This is a genomic window from Brevundimonas sp., assembly GCF_018608325.1.
Lineage (GTDB): Bacteria > Pseudomonadota > Alphaproteobacteria > Caulobacterales > Caulobacteraceae > Brevundimonas.
Genome location: NZ_JABAZW010000034.1, coordinates 66,224 through 80,280, shown reverse-complemented (window position 1 = coordinate 80,280; position 14,057 = coordinate 66,224). Strand labels below are relative to the sequence as shown.

Sequence of the window (14,057 nt, the reverse complement as noted above, 5' to 3'; positions counted from 1 at the left end):
CGCCGCTGACGCCGAAAGCGAAGACCCGCCTTCGTCAGCGCGGAATCGAACCCTGCACCGAGCGCGCATCATAGGCGTTCGGACGATCCGGTTTCGGCCCGCGCCCCAGCACGATCTCCAGCGTGGTCGAGGTCGGTTGCGGTCCCGAGAAATTCAGGCCCAGCCCAACCCCGACGCCCGAGGCGGAATAGCCGCCGTACCGTCCGGTGCTGCCGCCGACAGACACGCTGGGCGTTACGCCGCCTGCGCCGCCGGGGCGACCATCGGTCCAGCTCTGGGTGATTTCGAACCAGTCATAGCCCTGCTCGGTCGTGACATCAGCAGCCCGCACCAGCGCCCAATCAGCCACACGCCCCGCTGCGCCCACGCCATTATAGCTGACGCGGTATCGGTTGCTCTCGATCCGTTGCTCCGAATAGCCCTGCCCGCCCGTACCGCGCTGCGCGCCATAGGGGGCCAGACTGGCGCAGGCCGTCAGGGCCAGCGCGGAAAGACTGGTCATCAAAATCGCCAAGCGTTTCATCACAGGCATCCTTTCATCGACATAGCGTCGCAGCGCCCCCGCTGTTCCCTATCTTAAACACCCGCCAGCAGAGCGATCAAAGCCAATGCGGCAGGCAGGGCCTGAATGAACAATATCTTCCGGCTAGCAGTCGCCGCGCCATACAGGCCCGCGATCACAATACAGGCCAGGAAGAAGACCTTGAACTGGAAGCCGCCCTGGCCCAGCCACAGCCCCCAGACCAGACCCGCGACCAGAAACCCGTTATAGAGGCCCTGATTGGCGGCCAGCACCTTTGTGCGTTCGGCGTCCTCGACACTCATGCCGAAAGCCTTGCGTCCGCTAGGCTTGGTCCACAGCAGCATTTCCAACACCACGATATAGACGTGGATCAGCGCCACCAGGGCGATCAGGACTGTCGCAACCATTCAGGACGCTCCAAAAAAGCTTCAGCGTTCAGTCGAACACGCCGCGCCAATGTCGGCAAGCGCCCTGTTTTAGAGGCCCAGTGCGGTCCGCAGCCTGGCGAAATCCTCGGGCGGCGGCGCTTCGACCGTCGTGGTTCCGCCCTCGGGGTGCGGGAAGCTGAGCTTGAATGCGTGCAGCATCAGGCGCGGCGCAGGTCCCACCTCAGTCGTCAGCGCCCCGCCGTAACGCACATCACCAATCAGCGGACGACCCAGATGCGCCATATGCACCCGCAACTGGTGCATCCGCCCAGTCAGCGGCTCCAGTTCGACCACCGCGCCCTGATCATTGGCGGCCAGCGTCCGGTATCGGCTCTCTGAGCCCTGAGCGCCCGGCGCATCGAAGGCGACGACGCGCATATAGGATTCGCGCCCGATCTCCTCGCGGCGCAGAGGCGCGTCGATGGTTCCTGATTTCGGTTCAGGCGCAGCGGACAGCAGGGCCAGATACTGTTTCCTGAACCGGCGCATCTGCAGCGCCTTGCCCAGAAACCCCGCCGCAGGCTTGGTCTTGGCCGCCAAAATCACGCCCGAGGTGTCGCGATCCAGCCGATGCACCAACTCCGGCCGCTTGCCGTTCGAGCGCGCGAACGCCCACAGCAGATCATCCAGCGTATGCGCCTTGATCCGTCCGCCCTGACTGGACAGACCCGACGGCTTGGAAAAGGCGATGACGTGGGCGTCCTCATGGATCACCCACGAACGGACGACGGCGATCTCATCTTCGGACAGGGCGACGGGCTGGCGGGTGGTCATCCGCCGTTCCTTAGACAGACCCGCCGCCCGGGTCAGCGAAATAATGGTCTTCAGGCGATCAGGTCGCGCGTGATCCCGACGATGGACTTGGCGCCCGTCAGGGTCATGGCCACGCGCATTTCCTTTTCGAACAGGTCCAGCAGGTTCTCCACCCCAGCCTGCCCGTCCGCCGCCAGCGCATAGACAAACGCCCGGCCCAGCATCACCGCGTCGGCGCCCAGAGCAATCGCCCGCACCACGTCCAAACCATTACGGACGCCGGAATCGGCCAGAATGCGGATATCGCCCTTCACCGCATCAGCGATCGCGGGCAAAGCGCGGGCTGAGGACAGAACCCCGTCCAATTGCCGCCCGCCGTGGTTCGACACCACAATGCCGTCCGCGCCGAAGCTGACGGCGTCGCGGGCGTCCTGCGGATCAAGCACGCCCTTGATGATCATCGGCCCGTCCCAGAAGTCGCGGATCCATTGCAGGTCCTTCCACGAGATCGACGGATCGAAGTTGGCGCCCAGCCAGCCGATGTAGTCAGCCAGCCCCGTCGGCTTGCCTAAATAGCGTGAGACATTGCCCAGATCGTGCGGCGTTCCGCGCAAGCCCACGTCGAAAGCCCACATTGGATGGGTCATGGCCTGAACCATCCGGCGCAGGGCCGCGTTCGGGCCGCTCATGCCAGAATGGGCGTCGCGATAGCGGGCGCCCGGCGTCGGCATGTCGACGGTGAAGACCAGCGTCTTCACGCCCGCCGCCCTGGCCCGCTCCAGCGCATTCTTCATGAAGCCCCGGTCACGCAGCACATAGAGCTGGAACCACATGGGCCGGTCGATGGCGGGCGCCACTTCCTCGATCGGGCAGACCGAGACGGTGGACAGGGTGAAGGGCACGCCGCGCGACGCCGCCGCCCTGGCCGCCTGAACCTCGCCCCGCCGGGCGTACATCCCGGTCAGGCCGACCGGCGCCAGCACCACCGGCAGGCGCAGCGTTTCGTCGAACAGCTTCGTCTCAAGACTCAGGCTGGTCATGTCCTGCAGCACGCGCTGACGCAGGGCGATGGCCTGATAATCCTCGACGTTGCGCCTCAGCGTCTGCTCGGCATAGGCGCCGCCGTCGATGTAGTGGAACAGGAAGGGCGGCAGCTTACGGCGCGCGGCCTCGCGATAGTCGCCGGGCGAGGAAATGATCACCGGGCCGTCCTATTGGAAGTTGGCGAAGGCGCCGCCGTCGACCAGCAGCGCCGAACCCGACATGTAGCTGGACATATCCGACGCCAGGAAGGCGACCACAGACGCGATATCCTCTGGTCGGCCGAGACGGCCCAGCGGGATGCGGCCTTCCATATATTCGCGCTTGGCCGGATCAGCCAGGTCGTCCTTGTTGATGTCGGTGGCGATAGTGCCGGGCAGGACCGAGTTGCAGCGAATCCCGTGACGACCCAGCGCAACAGCGCAGGACTGCATCAGGCTGTGCACCCCCGCCTTGGTCGGGGCGTAGTGGGTCTGCATCTCGCCGCCGACCAGAGCCGAGATCGAGCTGATCGCAACAATGGCGCCGCCCTCCCCCTGTTTCACCATCTGGTTGGCCGCCGCCTGCACCATGAAATAGGCCCCGTGCAGATTGACCTCCATCGTGCGACGCAGGGTCTCGACCGGCACGTCGAGGAAGGCGTGGAACGGACAGATGCCGGCGTTGGACACGAACACATCCACCCGGCCAAAGGCGTCCACCGCCGTCTGCACGAACCCCACAGCGCTGTCCGGCAAGGCCACATCAGCGTCGAACACCACGGCCTTGCGGCCCAGAGCCTCCACCTCGGCCACGACTTCAGCCGCAACCGCATCATCGCGGAAGGTGTTGATGGCGACGTCGGCGCCCTGACGCGCAGCCTCAATCGCCGTGGCCCGTCCGATACCCCGCGATGCGCCCGTAATCAGGACGACCTTGTTCTCAAGCAGCATGGGGGCTCCGGCGTTTCTCTAAAGGATCAGGATTTGGGCAGCCAGCCGAGGTCGGCGCTGATGGCGTTGGCGGCGTCGGTGACGGTCTTGGTCAGTTCCGACATGCGAGTGTCTGACATATATTGGGCAGCGGACGAGACGCTGAGCGCGGCGACGATATGGCCATCGACCGAGCGGATCGGTGCAGCGACGCAGCGAATCTGGTCCTCGTTCTCTTCCAGATCGAAGGCGTAGCCGTTGCGGGCGTAACCGCGCATCCGCTCCAGCCAGACCGTGCGCGCCGTCGAATCAAAGGCCGCGCCCTCGGGAGCGTAGAAGTCGATCCACTCGGCCTCGGTCTTGTCCAGAATCAGCGCCTTGCCCAGTCCGGTCGAGGCGATGGGGTGACGTTCGCCTAGCCGCGAGCCGATGTTGATGCGGCGGCGCCCCGCGACCTTGTCCAGATAAAGGGCCTGACGTCCGTCCAGCACGCCCAGATGCACAGTGTCGTCGGTCTGGGCCGAAAGCTGTTCCAGCCACGGGCGGGCGACGCGGGGCAGATGCATCTGCTGGCTGGCGGCGTGGCCCAGTTCCAGCAGTTTGGGGCCAAGACTGTAGCCTTCACGTGGGCGGAACGACAGCAGACGCCGATCCACCAGGGCCGAGGCCAGACGGTGCGTCGTGCTGCGCGTCAGGTCCAGCCGCTCCGACAGTTCGGCCAGCGGCAGCGAGCCTTCCATCAGGGCGTCAATGACATCCAGACCACGCAGCAGGGTTTGACTGCCGGACGCCTTGGCGCCGACCTCTTCTTCCCCATCGACCTGTGCGGTCTTGATTGACGGCGTTCGTCCCATTTCGTAATCCTCATTCTCAGAATGTAGCAAAACGCGCAAGTCGATCCGCCACACAGGCCCGACTTTGACGCCATGCACGGAGGAACGCCAGTGAAATCCCGCATGATGGGAACAGATCACCAAATGCCGGTGATTTCTCAATGAGCCGCTTGCCCAAGATCAAGCACGTCCGCGCCTACGTCGTGAAAAACGATGGCACAGGTGGCGGCGCCGACTATCACGATCAGGGCGACGGCCACTGGATCGACGATCACATCGCCACGCCGATGGCGAAATATCCTGAATACCGTCAGAGCCGCCGCAGCTTCGGCATCAATGTGCTGGGCACGCTGGTGGTCGAGATCGAGGCTGAGAACGGCGTCGTCGGTTTCGCCGTGACGACCGGCGGCGAACCCGCCGCCTATATCGTCGAGAAGCACCTGGCCCGCTTCCTGGAGGGCCGCGATCCGTCCGAGGTCGAGAAGGTCTGGGACCAGATGTATTTCTCCACCCAGTATTATGGCCGCAAGGGTCTGGTGGTGAACGCCATTTCCGGCGTCGATCTGGCGCTGTGGGACCTGCTGGGCCGCCTGCGTCAGGAACCGGTTTTCGCCATGCTGGGCGGCGCGGTGCGCGACGAGCTGACCTTCTACGCCACCGGCGCACGCCCGGATAAGGCCAAGGAACTGGGCTTCATCGGCGGCAAGATGCCCCTGCACCACGGCCCGGCCGAGGGTGAGGAAGGCCTGCACAAGAACATCGCCGAACTCGAAGCCATGCGGAACGCCTGCGGCGACGACTTCTGGCTGATGTTCGACTGCTGGATGGCGCTGGACCTGAACTACGCCACGCGCCTGGCCCACGAAGCCCACAAGCTGGGCCTGAAGTGGATCGAAGAGGCCCTCAGCCCCGACGACTACTGGGGCTATCAGGCGCTGAAGAAGAACGCGCCCAAGGGGATGCTGGTCACCACTGGCGAGCATGAGGCCACCCGCTGGGGCTTCCGCATGCTGCTGGAAATGGAATGCTGCGACATCATCCAGCCGGACGTGGGCTGGTGCGGCGGCGTCACCGAACTGATCAAGATCTCCGCCATGGCCGACGCCAAGGGCGTGCTGATGATCCCGCACGGCTCATCGGTCTATTCCTACCACTTCGTGGTGACCCGCCATAACAGTCCGTTCGCGGAATTCCTGATGATGGCCCCCGGCGCCGACGAGGTCGTGCCGATGTTCCATCCGCAGTTGATCGGCGAACCCGTCCCCGTGAACGGCCGCCTGAAGGTGCCCGACACCCCCGGTTTCGGCGTCGAGCTGAACCGCGACATCGCCCTGCACCGCCCCTACGCGCGTTAATTTCGAGAGTTCCCTCCCCACCATGAAACTGTTGCGTTACGGCCCCAAGGGCCTGGAAAAGCCCGGCACGCTGGACGCCGAGGGCCGCATCCGCGACCTGTCGGGCGTCATCGCCGACATCACCCCGGACCAACTGCACGGCCCGGCGATTGAGGCGCTGAAGGCGATCGACCCGGCGACCCTGCCGCTGGTCGAAGGTCAGCCCCGCTATGGCGTGCCGGTCAACGGCGTGCGAAAATTCCTGGCCATCGGCCTGAACTATGCCGATCACGCGGCGGAATCGAACCTGCCCGTTCCGGCTGAACCGATCCTGTTCACCAAGGCCACGTCCTGCCTGACCGGCCCCGACGACGAAGTCATGATCCCGCGCGGTTCGCAGAAGTCGGACTGGGAAGTCGAACTGGGCGTCGTCATCGGCGCCCGCGCCCGCTACGTCACCGTCGAGAGCGCCCTCGACCACGTCGCGGGCTATGTTCTGGTCAACGACGTCTCAGAGCGCGCCTTCCAGAAGGAAATGGGCACCCAGTGGGACAAGGGCAAAGGCTGCGACACCTTCGGCCCCGTCGGCCCGTGGCTGGTGACCTCTGACGAAGTCGGCGATCCGCAGGACCTGGACATGTGGCTAGACCTGAACGGCCAGCGCATGCAGACCGGCAATACCCGCACCATGATCTTCGATGTGAAGACCCTGGTCAGCTACGTCAGCGAATTCATCACGCTTGAGCCGGGCGACATCCTGACCACCGGCACGCCTCCTGGCGTGGGTGAAGGCAAGAAGCCGCAGGTCTTCCTCAAGGCCGGGGATGTCATGACCCTTGGCATCCAGAAGCTGGGCCAGCAGCGTCAGATCGTCGTCGGCTGGACGCAGGAAGGTGCGGCATGAGCGCCTATCAAGGTCGTTTCGCGGGCCGCACCGCCGTCGTCACCGGCGGCGCTTCGGGTCTGGGCAAGGCATCCGCCGCCCGCATCGTCGCCGAGGGCGGCAAGGTCGTGCTGTGGGATCTGAACCCCGACGCGCTGAAGGCTGCGGCTAAAGAAGTCGGCGCAACCCACGTCGTGGCGCTGGACGTCTCCGACGCCGACGCCGTCGCCGCCGCTGCAGAAGAATCCAACAAGGTCCTGGGACGCATCGACATTCTGGTTGCCTCCGCAGGCATCACCGGCGCCACCGTGCCGGTGCATGAGTTTCCGATCGACAGCTGGAAACGGGTCGTCGACATCAACCTGAACGGCGTCTTCTACTGCTCGCGCGCCGTGGTGCCCTACATGCTGGCCAACAACTATGGCCGCATCGTCAATGTCGCCTCGGTCGCCGGCAAGGAAGGCAATCCGAACGCCAGCGCCTATTCGGCCTCCAAGGCCGGCGTCATCGGCTTCACCAAGTCGCTGGGCAAGGAACTGGCGGGCAAGGGCGTCATCGCCAACAGCCTGACCCCCGCCACCTTCGAAAGCCCGATCCTGGCCCAACTGCCGCAAAGCCAGGTCGACTATATGCGCTCCAAGATCCCGATGGGCCGTCTGGGCGAAGTCGATGAAAGCGCCGCCATGGTCTGTTTCATGGCGTCCGAAGAATGCAGCTTCACCACCGCCTCGACGTTCGATACGTCGGGCGGCCGCACCACCTACTAGGGCGCGACTGTGGGCTCCGACCTCCGCATCGTCGACAGTCATGTCCACCTGTGGGACCTGTCGCGGGCCCGCTATGGCTGGCTGCAAGATGATCCCCTGCCGAACAATCCGGCGGGGGACATGTCCCCTATCGCGCACAAGAACTATCTGCTGGACGACTATCTGGCCGACACCGCAGGCTGGCGCGTGGACAAGATCGTCCATGTCGAGGCCGGTCAGCCGGTCGGTCAGCAACTGGCCGAAACCGACTGGCTGCAGTCCATCGCCGATGAGCGCGGCTATCCCCACGGCATCGTCGCGGGCGCCGACTTGCTGGATCCCGATCTGGACGCCCTGCTGGAAGCCCATGCGGCGCGCCCGAACGTGCGCGGCATCCGCCAGATCGTCTGCTGGCATGAAGACCCGCTGAAGACCTACACCGACCGCGATCTGCTGCGTGATCCGCAATGGGTCGAGGGGTTCGGCAAGCTGGCCAAGCACGGCCTGTCGTTCGATCTTCAGCTCTATCCGTCGCAGATGGCCACCGCCGCCATCATCGCTGCGCGTCACCCCGACATCCCCCTGATCGTCAATCACTCAGGCCTGCCGACCGACCGTAACGACATCGGCATGGAACGCTGGCGCATCGTGCTGCGTCTTCTGGCCGCCCAGCCGCATGTGTCGATCAAGATTTCCGGCCTTGGCATCACCGACCGGAACTGGACGCGGGAAAGCATCCGCCCCGTCGTTCTGGAGTGCATCGACGCCTTCGGAACCGAGCGCGCCATGTTCGCCTCTGACTTCCCGGTCGAGCGCGTCCACGGCGGGTTTGACGCCTTCTATTCCGCCTTCGACGCCATCACAGCGGACTTCTCCGCCGACGAACGCGATCGCCTGTTCGCAGGCAATGCCGAGACCCTCTACCGCATCTGATCTCTCACTCGCCTAAGCCGCGCCAAGACGGCCAGGCCCATCCCAGGAATGACAACATGGCTATCGAGACCGACGCCGCCCACACGCCCGGCGGCCTTGCGAAACCCGGTGGATCGCTGAAGGGCCCGCTGTCCTTCGCCATCGCCTGCTTCCTGATCTGGGGTCTGGCCTATGGACTTCTGGACGTGCTGAACAAGCATTTCCAGGAGACGCTCAGCATCAGTCAGGCCGACAGCGCCTGGCTGCAGATCGCCTATTTCGGCGCCTATCTGCTGCTGTCGATCCCGGCGGGAATGCTGCTGCATGCGCGGGGTTACAAGTTCGGCATCGTCACCGGTCTGGCGATCACGGCCATCGGCGCCCTGTTGTTCATTCCGGCGGCGGGCGCGGACGCCTTCCTGCCCTTCGTCGGCTCCATGTTCGTTCTGGCCGCCGGCCTGTGCGTGCTGGAGACCAGCGCCGACACCTACGTCAACGTTCTGGGTGATCCGGCCAAGGCGTCGCAACGCCTGAACCTGGCCCAGTCGTTCAATGCGCTGGGCGTCTTCTTCGGCCCGCTCATCGGCGGCGCAGTCTTCTTCAGCCCGACCACGACCGAGGCTCTGGGCGGTCCGACCCGTTCGATCCAGATCGTTTATGGCCTGATCGCCGTCGGCGTCGTCCTGTTCGCCATCGCCGTCTGGCGCGCCCGCCTGCCGGAAACCGGCCTGTCGGACCACGGCGGCGCCGTCGAAGGCGACGCCCCCGCCCTGCCCCTGTCGAAACAGCCCCACTTCGTCGCGGGCGTCATCACCCAGGCCCTCTACATCGGCGCCCAGGTCGGCATCGGCGCCTATTTCATCAATCTGGTGACGCACAACTGGGACGGCCTGACCTCGCAGAAGGGCGCCTTCATGCTGTCGCTGGCCGCCATCGGTTATCTGGTCGGACGCTTCGCCGCCACCGCCCTGCTTCTGAAGGTCAAGCCGCGCGTCCTGCTGACCACCTATGGCGTCATCAACGTCATCCTGACGCTGGTTGTGGCTGCGGGCATCAACATCATCTCGCCGGTCGCGCTGATCGCCGTCTTCTTCTTCATGTCGACCATGTTCGCGACCATCTTCGCTCTGGGCACGACAGGCCTTGGCGCCGCGACCAAGAAGGCGTCTTCGCTAATGGTCATGGCCGTCGGCGGCGGCGTGCTGCTGCCCTGGCCGATGGGCAAGATCGCCGACACCTATGGCGCCAATGTCGCCTTCCTGCTGCCCGCCGCCTGCTTCGTGGTCGTGGCTTGGTACGGCTGGAAGGGCGCAGGTCTGGGCCAGAAGAAGGCCGCCGCCTGATAACGCGCTGCAACCTCGGGCTTCTGCAAAAAAAGAAGCCCGACGGGGCCGCCGGGCGAAATAAGGTTCGGTGATGGTGTTGTCCCGAAAAGGGACAATCCACTCTATTTGCCGAATTGGTTACGCGCCTATTAACGAACGACGTCAGGCAGCCAGGTCGACTGCCGACCGCGCGGAGCCACCGGCCAGGACAGACGCCAGCCCGCGTCAATCCGCTCCACCGAGAAGCCCGCCCCGCCGCCCGTGCCCGGATAGGCATAGGAGCGGCCATCCACCATGATCGTCGTCGCAGCCCCGCCTGACGCCATGACCCGCCAGGTCCCTTTGCCCGCGACAGGACGCACAGCTTCGCCGCCGACCGTCACCTCAGGGGCAACCTCCCCCCGATGACCAGAGGCGATGATCGCACTGCCGTCCGAATCCACGGCGTCCAGCGCATTCTGGCTGTCCAGGCGCAGGGTTGGCTCACCAGCTGCGATCAGGACCACCGGCCCCGCCCCCCCCTGGATGACCACCAGGGTTTCCGGCGACACCGCCGTATCCTGGCCCAGTTGAACCTCAGGCGTGAACTGCACATCACCCGCAACCGGCGGCAGTCGCAGCTCGAAACGGCCTGCCGCATCAGCACTGGCGGCGATGGCGCTGCCGTCCTGACCGCGCAGGACCACGCGCGCGCTGGGCGCTGTGCCGCCCCGGACAATCAGTCCGCCAACGTCGCGCACTACGCCATCGATATGCGGCGGCTGGACCCACGCCAGGGTCGCCGAACCGTTCTCGGTCGCCGCATCCTGCCTGACCGGACTGGAACAGGCCGAAGCCATCCCAGCCAGGGCGACCATGATGATGATCCGGCGTTTCATCCTGCGGCTCGACACTATATGGCTAGCGCCCCAATCGGCGCGGAAACTGTTTGCCTCGCCGACGCGTGTTTGGCCATGGCTGACCGCGTATTCGTTCTGTTAGAGGCCCCATGTCCCTGCCCCCGGTTTCGATCCTGCCATTCGACGGCCCTTCCGTCTGCCTGTTCTGCGGCGCATCCGATGCGGCGGACCCTGCCTACACCCAGGCGGCGCGTGACTTCGGCAAGGCCGCAGCCGAGGACGGCTGGCGTCTGGTTTACGGCGGCCGGTGGTCGCGTCGTCGGCATCATGCCCGCCTTCCTTCGCAGCCGCGAGCGCCTGTTCGACGATGTCGAAACCGTCGTCGTCACCTCGATGCACGAGCGCAAGCAGTTGATGTACGATCAGTCCGACGCCTTCGTTGTCGCCCCCGGCGGCATCGGCACGCTGGAAGAAGTGGTCGAACTGCTGTCGTGGAAGCGTCTGGACCTGCACCACAAGCCGGTCGTCTTCCTGAACCTGAACGGTTTCTGGAACGGCTTCTTCGAACTGATGAAGCACAGCGTCGACGAGGGCATGACACCTGCATCGTTCCTGCAGGCCTGGACTGTGGCCGACACGGTCGAGGACGCCATGGCCCAGATCAAGGCCAGCGACGATGCGCCTCACTTGCAACATGATCGTAGGTAAGTGATCAACTTTCACTCACGCAACCTGCGGCACGTGCTCCGCACTTGACAGTTTTCATAGAAAACTGACAGTGGCGAGAACGGCACGACGCCGTTCTCGCATTTTCGGAGAGTATCCATGCGCGCACTGCTTATCGCCGCAGTTCTTTTTGCGGCTCCAGCCGTCGCCCAGACGCCTGCCGCAACCAGCCTGACCCTTGCCGACGCCTCCAAGGCGCCCGCCCGTCCCACCATCATCGACGGCGCACGCTGGTCGTGTGAAGGCGAAATCTGCACCGCTTCGGGCGGCTCGGAACAGCCTGCACACCGCGCCTGCCGCCGTGTGGTGCAGAAGTTCGGTCCCGTGACCGCCTTCTCCTACAAGGGTGAAGCCCTGTCGGCCGAGCAACTGGCCGTCTGCAACGCCTGATCAGACGACAGACTTTAGCGAGAGCCTGATCCCTCAGGCTCTCGCAGCGACCTTCAAGCCGCCTCGCCTTTCAGGCGCCGCACGATGGTTTCACGACCGATCAGAGGTGCCATGGCCGCCATGTCCGGCCCATGCTGTTGCCCGGTCAGCGCCAGACGCAGCGGCATGAACAGCCCCTTGCCCTTGGCGCCCGTCTCCGCCTTCACGGCATTGGTCCACGCCGACCAGGCGTTCTCGTCGATGACGTCCGGCAGCAGGCGCAGCGCCGTTTCGGCAAAGGCGACGTCCTCGATCACAGGCGTGATCGGCCCCTTCACGATCTTGGCCATATCAACGACATCGGCGAACTTGTTCAGGTTTCCCCTGACCGTGTTCCAGAACCCTTCGCCCAGGTCCGCATCCGCTGCGGCCAGACGCGGCTGAGCCGTTTCATAGCCCATGACGTGCAGAGCCTGCGCGTTCAGGCGATCCAGATCAGCCGTATCGTATCGGGCGGGCGAGCGGCCCATCTTGGAGAAGGCGAAGCTGGCGCCCAGGGCCTGGACCGACTCGGCGATTTCCAGCGCGTCGGACGTGCCGATCTTGCCCAGATGGCTGGTGATGGCGATCGGCTCATAGCCCTGATCGCGCATGTCGCTGATCGACAGGGAGCCCAGACGCTTGGACAGGGCCGCGCCATCAGCGCCAACCAGCAGCGGCATATGGGCAAAGCCAGGAACAGTTGCGCCCAGAGCTTCAAAAATCTCGATCTGCGCGCCGGTGTTGGTGACGTGGTCCTCACCCCGGATGATGTGGGTGATCGCCATGTCGATGTCATCGACGACCGACGGCAGGGTGTAGAGGAACAGGCCGTCCTCACGGATCAGCACCGGGTCCGACATGGACGCGGTGTCCACCTCGGCATGACCGCGCGCCAGATCTTCCCAGGAGACGCGCTTGCCTTCCAGCTTGAAACGCCAGTGCGGACGACGGCCCTCTGCCTCATAGGCAGCCTTCTCGGCGTCGGTCAGTTCCAGTGCGGCGCGGTCATAGATCGGCGGCAGGCCGCGTGACAGTTGCACCTTGCGGCGGCGATCCAGTTCGTCGGCCGTCTCATAGGCCGGATACAGACGCCCCGCCGCCTTCAGGCGCGCGGCGGCTTCCTCATAGCGGTCGAACCGCTTGGACTGGTTGTCGCGCTCGTCCCAGGTCAGACCCAGCCAGGTCAGATCGTCCTCGATCCCCTGCTCGAACTCGGGCGTCGAACGGGCCAGGTCCGTATCGTCGATACGCAGCACAAACGAACCGCCCTGCCCTTTGGCGAACAGCCAGTTCACCAGAGCCGTGCGGACATTGCCGACGTGCAGCTTGCCGGTGGGCGACGGAGCGAAACGAACCTTGACGGACATGGGGGATCAACGACCTCAACAGCGAGGCGGCTAGGTCGCGCTCCAACCCGGCGAAGTCAAGGCGTAGAGGCGTCTTTAGCCTCAGTCGTCGCGGTGAACGCGCTCTCGCCGCTCGTGCCGCTCCTGCGCCTCGACCGACAGGGTCGCCGTCGGCCGGGCTTCCAGACGGCCCAGGCTGATAGGCTCGCCGGTGTCCTCGCAATAGCCGTAGGAGCCGTCCTCGATCCGACGCAGCGCGTCCTCGATCTTGGAGATCAGCTTGCGCTGACGGTCCCGCGTACGAAGCTCCAGCGCGCGATCTGATTCCGAAGAGGCGCGATCCACCAGATCCGGGTGGTTCTCGGTCTCAGCCTTCAGGTTGACGACCGTGCCCTTGGACTCGCGAAGGATGTCATCCTTCCAGTCGAGCAGCTTCTTCTTGAAATAGGCTAACTGCCGCTCATTCATGAACGGTTCGTCGTCAGATGGCCGGTATTGGCTGGCCGAATCTGCAGATAGGACAGACGCTAATGCGTTCATCGCACTCACGCTCAAATAGCACGCCCCCCTGTGGCGTAAGGGCCGTATAATCAGGAGTACGAGTCGCAGCAACGCGCATCGCGATTCCGTGATCGCTATTGTCTGGCCAACCGCCAATCCGTGACAATTCTCACGCAGTCGCCTTACGGCTAAGCTTTGAAATACTGCGACTTTCTCTCAACAGGCGAAGTATCAGCCCCGACTGTTGCGCGGCTCCGCCTTGGCCAGTTCGACCTGGGCGCGCAAATCGATCTGGTCCAGCAAAGCCGTCAGTTCGGCATCGCCGTCATCGGGCCGCTCTTCGCGCAGGACGCGAGCCAGGCGCTCCAGGGCCGGTGCGCCCGTCTCGCCGGACAACAGCGCCATCTTCAGTTCGTCCAGTCGATCCAGCAGTCCGCCGCCGCGCTTGACCGCCCGCCGACGCCGTTCCAGCGGCCCTTCGACTTCCTGCAGAGCCATCAAGGCCGAGACGCCGGCCATGCTGGAGGTCGCTGCCACAGAGGCGG

General features: G+C 64.7%; 16 protein-coding genes and 1 pseudogene. 7 read left to right on the top strand and 10 right to left on the bottom strand.

Translation table 11 applies throughout. The annotated features are described in order from the left end of the window. Positions 1-34: 34 nt before the first annotated feature. From QZ281_RS03760 to QZ281_RS03735, 6 genes are all read right to left on the bottom strand, one after another. Complete coding sequence (locus QZ281_RS03760) at positions 35-502, bottom strand: hypothetical protein (protein WP_292224880.1); 468 nt, start codon at positions 500-502, stop codon at positions 35-37. Between the two features lie 74 nt (positions 503-576). Continuing rightward, on the bottom strand, positions 577-930 hold the full coding sequence (locus tag QZ281_RS03755) for a DUF1304 domain-containing protein (protein WP_292224879.1): 354 nt from the start codon (positions 928-930) through the stop codon (positions 577-579). 69 nt (positions 931-999) lie between these two features. Then, positions 1,000-1,725 (bottom strand): RluA family pseudouridine synthase, encoded by a 726-nt coding sequence (locus tag QZ281_RS03750; RefSeq protein ID WP_292224877.1) that lies wholly within the window; start codon positions 1,723-1,725, stop codon positions 1,000-1,002. 50 nt (positions 1,726-1,775) lie between these two features. Further along, positions 1,776-2,906 carry an FMN-dependent L-lactate dehydrogenase LldD gene (gene lldD, locus QZ281_RS03745; RefSeq protein WP_292224874.1) on the bottom strand — a complete coding sequence of 377 codons (1,131 nt, stop codon included), beginning with the start codon at positions 2,904-2,906 and terminating at the stop codon, positions 1,776-1,778. Positions 2,907-2,915: 9 nt separating this feature from the next. After that, on the bottom strand, positions 2,916-3,677 hold the full coding sequence (locus tag QZ281_RS03740) for an SDR family NAD(P)-dependent oxidoreductase (protein WP_292224872.1): 762 nt from the start codon (positions 3,675-3,677) through the stop codon (positions 2,916-2,918). A 26-nt stretch (positions 3,678-3,703) separates the two neighbouring features. Continuing rightward, on the bottom strand, positions 3,704-4,510 hold the full coding sequence (locus tag QZ281_RS03735) for an IclR family transcriptional regulator (protein WP_292224869.1): 807 nt from the start codon (positions 4,508-4,510) through the stop codon (positions 3,704-3,706). A 140-nt stretch (positions 4,511-4,650) separates the two neighbouring features. On the opposite strand from QZ281_RS03735, the gene rhmD reads away from it, so the two are divergent. Genes rhmD through QZ281_RS03710 form a run of 5 tightly spaced genes read left to right on the top strand, consistent with a single transcriptional unit; the run spans position 4,651 to position 9,707 of the window. After that, positions 4,651-5,844 (top strand): L-rhamnonate dehydratase, encoded by a 1,194-nt coding sequence (gene rhmD, locus QZ281_RS03730; protein WP_292224867.1) that lies wholly within the window; start codon positions 4,651-4,653, stop codon positions 5,842-5,844. A 22-nt stretch (positions 5,845-5,866) separates the two neighbouring features. Next, a complete protein-coding gene (locus tag QZ281_RS03725; RefSeq protein ID WP_292224865.1) occupies positions 5,867-6,727 on the top strand; it encodes a fumarylacetoacetate hydrolase family protein in 861 nt (286 codons plus the stop codon). After that, on the top strand, positions 6,724-7,473 hold the full coding sequence (locus tag QZ281_RS03720; protein ID WP_292224864.1) for an SDR family NAD(P)-dependent oxidoreductase: 750 nt from the start codon (positions 6,724-6,726) through the stop codon (positions 7,471-7,473). The genes QZ281_RS03725 and QZ281_RS03720 overlap by 4 nt, the downstream gene beginning before the upstream one ends. 9 nt (positions 7,474-7,482) lie before the next feature. Then, positions 7,483-8,385: an amidohydrolase family protein gene (locus QZ281_RS03715; protein WP_292224862.1), complete on the top strand. Its 903-nt coding sequence runs from the start codon at positions 7,483-7,485 to the stop codon at positions 8,383-8,385. 56 nt (positions 8,386-8,441) lie between these two features. Next, positions 8,442-9,707, top strand: a complete 1,266-nt coding sequence (locus QZ281_RS03710; protein ID WP_292224860.1) for an MFS transporter — start codon at positions 8,442-8,444, stop codon at positions 9,705-9,707. A 131-nt stretch (positions 9,708-9,838) separates the two neighbouring features. Here QZ281_RS03710 and QZ281_RS03705 read toward each other — a convergent pair whose 3' ends face one another. Further along, the gene (locus tag QZ281_RS03705; protein ID WP_292224859.1) at positions 9,839-10,567 is read right to left on the bottom strand and encodes a hypothetical protein; all 729 of its coding nucleotides are present in this window, start codon (positions 10,565-10,567) and stop codon (positions 9,839-9,841) included. A gap of 110 nt (positions 10,568-10,677) precedes the next feature. On the opposite strand from QZ281_RS03705, the pseudogene QZ281_RS03700 reads away from it, so the two are divergent. After that, a pseudogene (locus tag QZ281_RS03700) lies at positions 10,678-11,236 on the top strand (TIGR00730 family Rossman fold protein). A gap of 117 nt (positions 11,237-11,353) precedes the next feature. Further along, positions 11,354-11,644, top strand: coding sequence for a hypothetical protein (locus QZ281_RS03695; RefSeq protein WP_292224857.1), 291 nt, complete (start codon positions 11,354-11,356; stop codon positions 11,642-11,644). 53 nt (positions 11,645-11,697) lie between these two features. Here QZ281_RS03695 and gltX read toward each other — a convergent pair whose 3' ends face one another. The 3 genes from gltX to QZ281_RS03680 form a co-directional block, all read right to left on the bottom strand. After that, a complete protein-coding gene (gene gltX, locus QZ281_RS03690; protein ID WP_292224855.1) occupies positions 11,698-13,032 on the bottom strand; it encodes a glutamate--tRNA ligase in 1,335 nt (444 codons plus the stop codon). 81 nt (positions 13,033-13,113) lie between these two features. Further along, positions 13,114-13,551: an RNA polymerase-binding protein DksA gene (gene dksA / locus QZ281_RS03685; RefSeq protein ID WP_292224853.1), complete on the bottom strand. Its 438-nt coding sequence runs from the start codon at positions 13,549-13,551 to the stop codon at positions 13,114-13,116. Between the two features lie 192 nt (positions 13,552-13,743). Continuing rightward, positions 13,744-14,057 (bottom strand): flagellar assembly protein FliX (locus QZ281_RS03680; RefSeq protein WP_292224851.1); only part of this gene is annotated, 314 nt, incomplete at its 5' end.

Excerpts from the sequence above, each read along its gene's own strand:
- QZ281_RS03755 (WP_292224879.1), bottom strand. The coding sequence starts at position 930 with ATGGTTGCGACAGTCCTGATCGCCCTGGTGGCGCTGATCCACGTCTAT.
- gltX (WP_292224855.1), bottom strand. The coding sequence starts at position 13,032 with ATGTCCGTCAAGGTTCGTTTCGCTCCGTCGCCCACCGGCAAGCTGCAC.
- QZ281_RS03750 (WP_292224877.1), bottom strand. The coding sequence starts at position 1,725 with ATGACCACCCGCCAGCCCGTCGCCCTGTCCGAAGATGAGATCGCCGTC.
- QZ281_RS03725 (WP_292224865.1), top strand. The coding sequence starts at position 5,867 with ATGAAACTGTTGCGTTACGGCCCCAAGGGCCTGGAAAAGCCCGGCACG.
- QZ281_RS03720 (WP_292224864.1), top strand. The coding sequence starts at position 6,724 with ATGAGCGCCTATCAAGGTCGTTTCGCGGGCCGCACCGCCGTCGTCACC.
- rhmD (WP_292224867.1), top strand. The coding sequence starts at position 4,651 with ATGAGCCGCTTGCCCAAGATCAAGCACGTCCGCGCCTACGTCGTGAAA.
- QZ281_RS03695 (WP_292224857.1), top strand. The coding sequence starts at position 11,354 with ATGCGCGCACTGCTTATCGCCGCAGTTCTTTTTGCGGCTCCAGCCGTC.
- QZ281_RS03705 (WP_292224859.1), bottom strand. The coding sequence starts at position 10,567 with ATGAAACGCCGGATCATCATCATGGTCGCCCTGGCTGGGATGGCTTCG.
- QZ281_RS03710 (WP_292224860.1), top strand. The coding sequence starts at position 8,442 with ATGGCTATCGAGACCGACGCCGCCCACACGCCCGGCGGCCTTGCGAAA.
- dksA (WP_292224853.1), bottom strand. The coding sequence starts at position 13,551 with ATGAACGCATTAGCGTCTGTCCTATCTGCAGATTCGGCCAGCCAATAC.
- QZ281_RS03735 (WP_292224869.1), bottom strand. The coding sequence starts at position 4,510 with ATGGGACGAACGCCGTCAATCAAGACCGCACAGGTCGATGGGGAAGAA.
- QZ281_RS03740 (WP_292224872.1), bottom strand. The coding sequence starts at position 3,677 with ATGCTGCTTGAGAACAAGGTCGTCCTGATTACGGGCGCATCGCGGGGT.
- QZ281_RS03760 (WP_292224880.1), bottom strand. The coding sequence starts at position 502 with ATGACCAGTCTTTCCGCGCTGGCCCTGACGGCCTGCGCCAGTCTGGCC.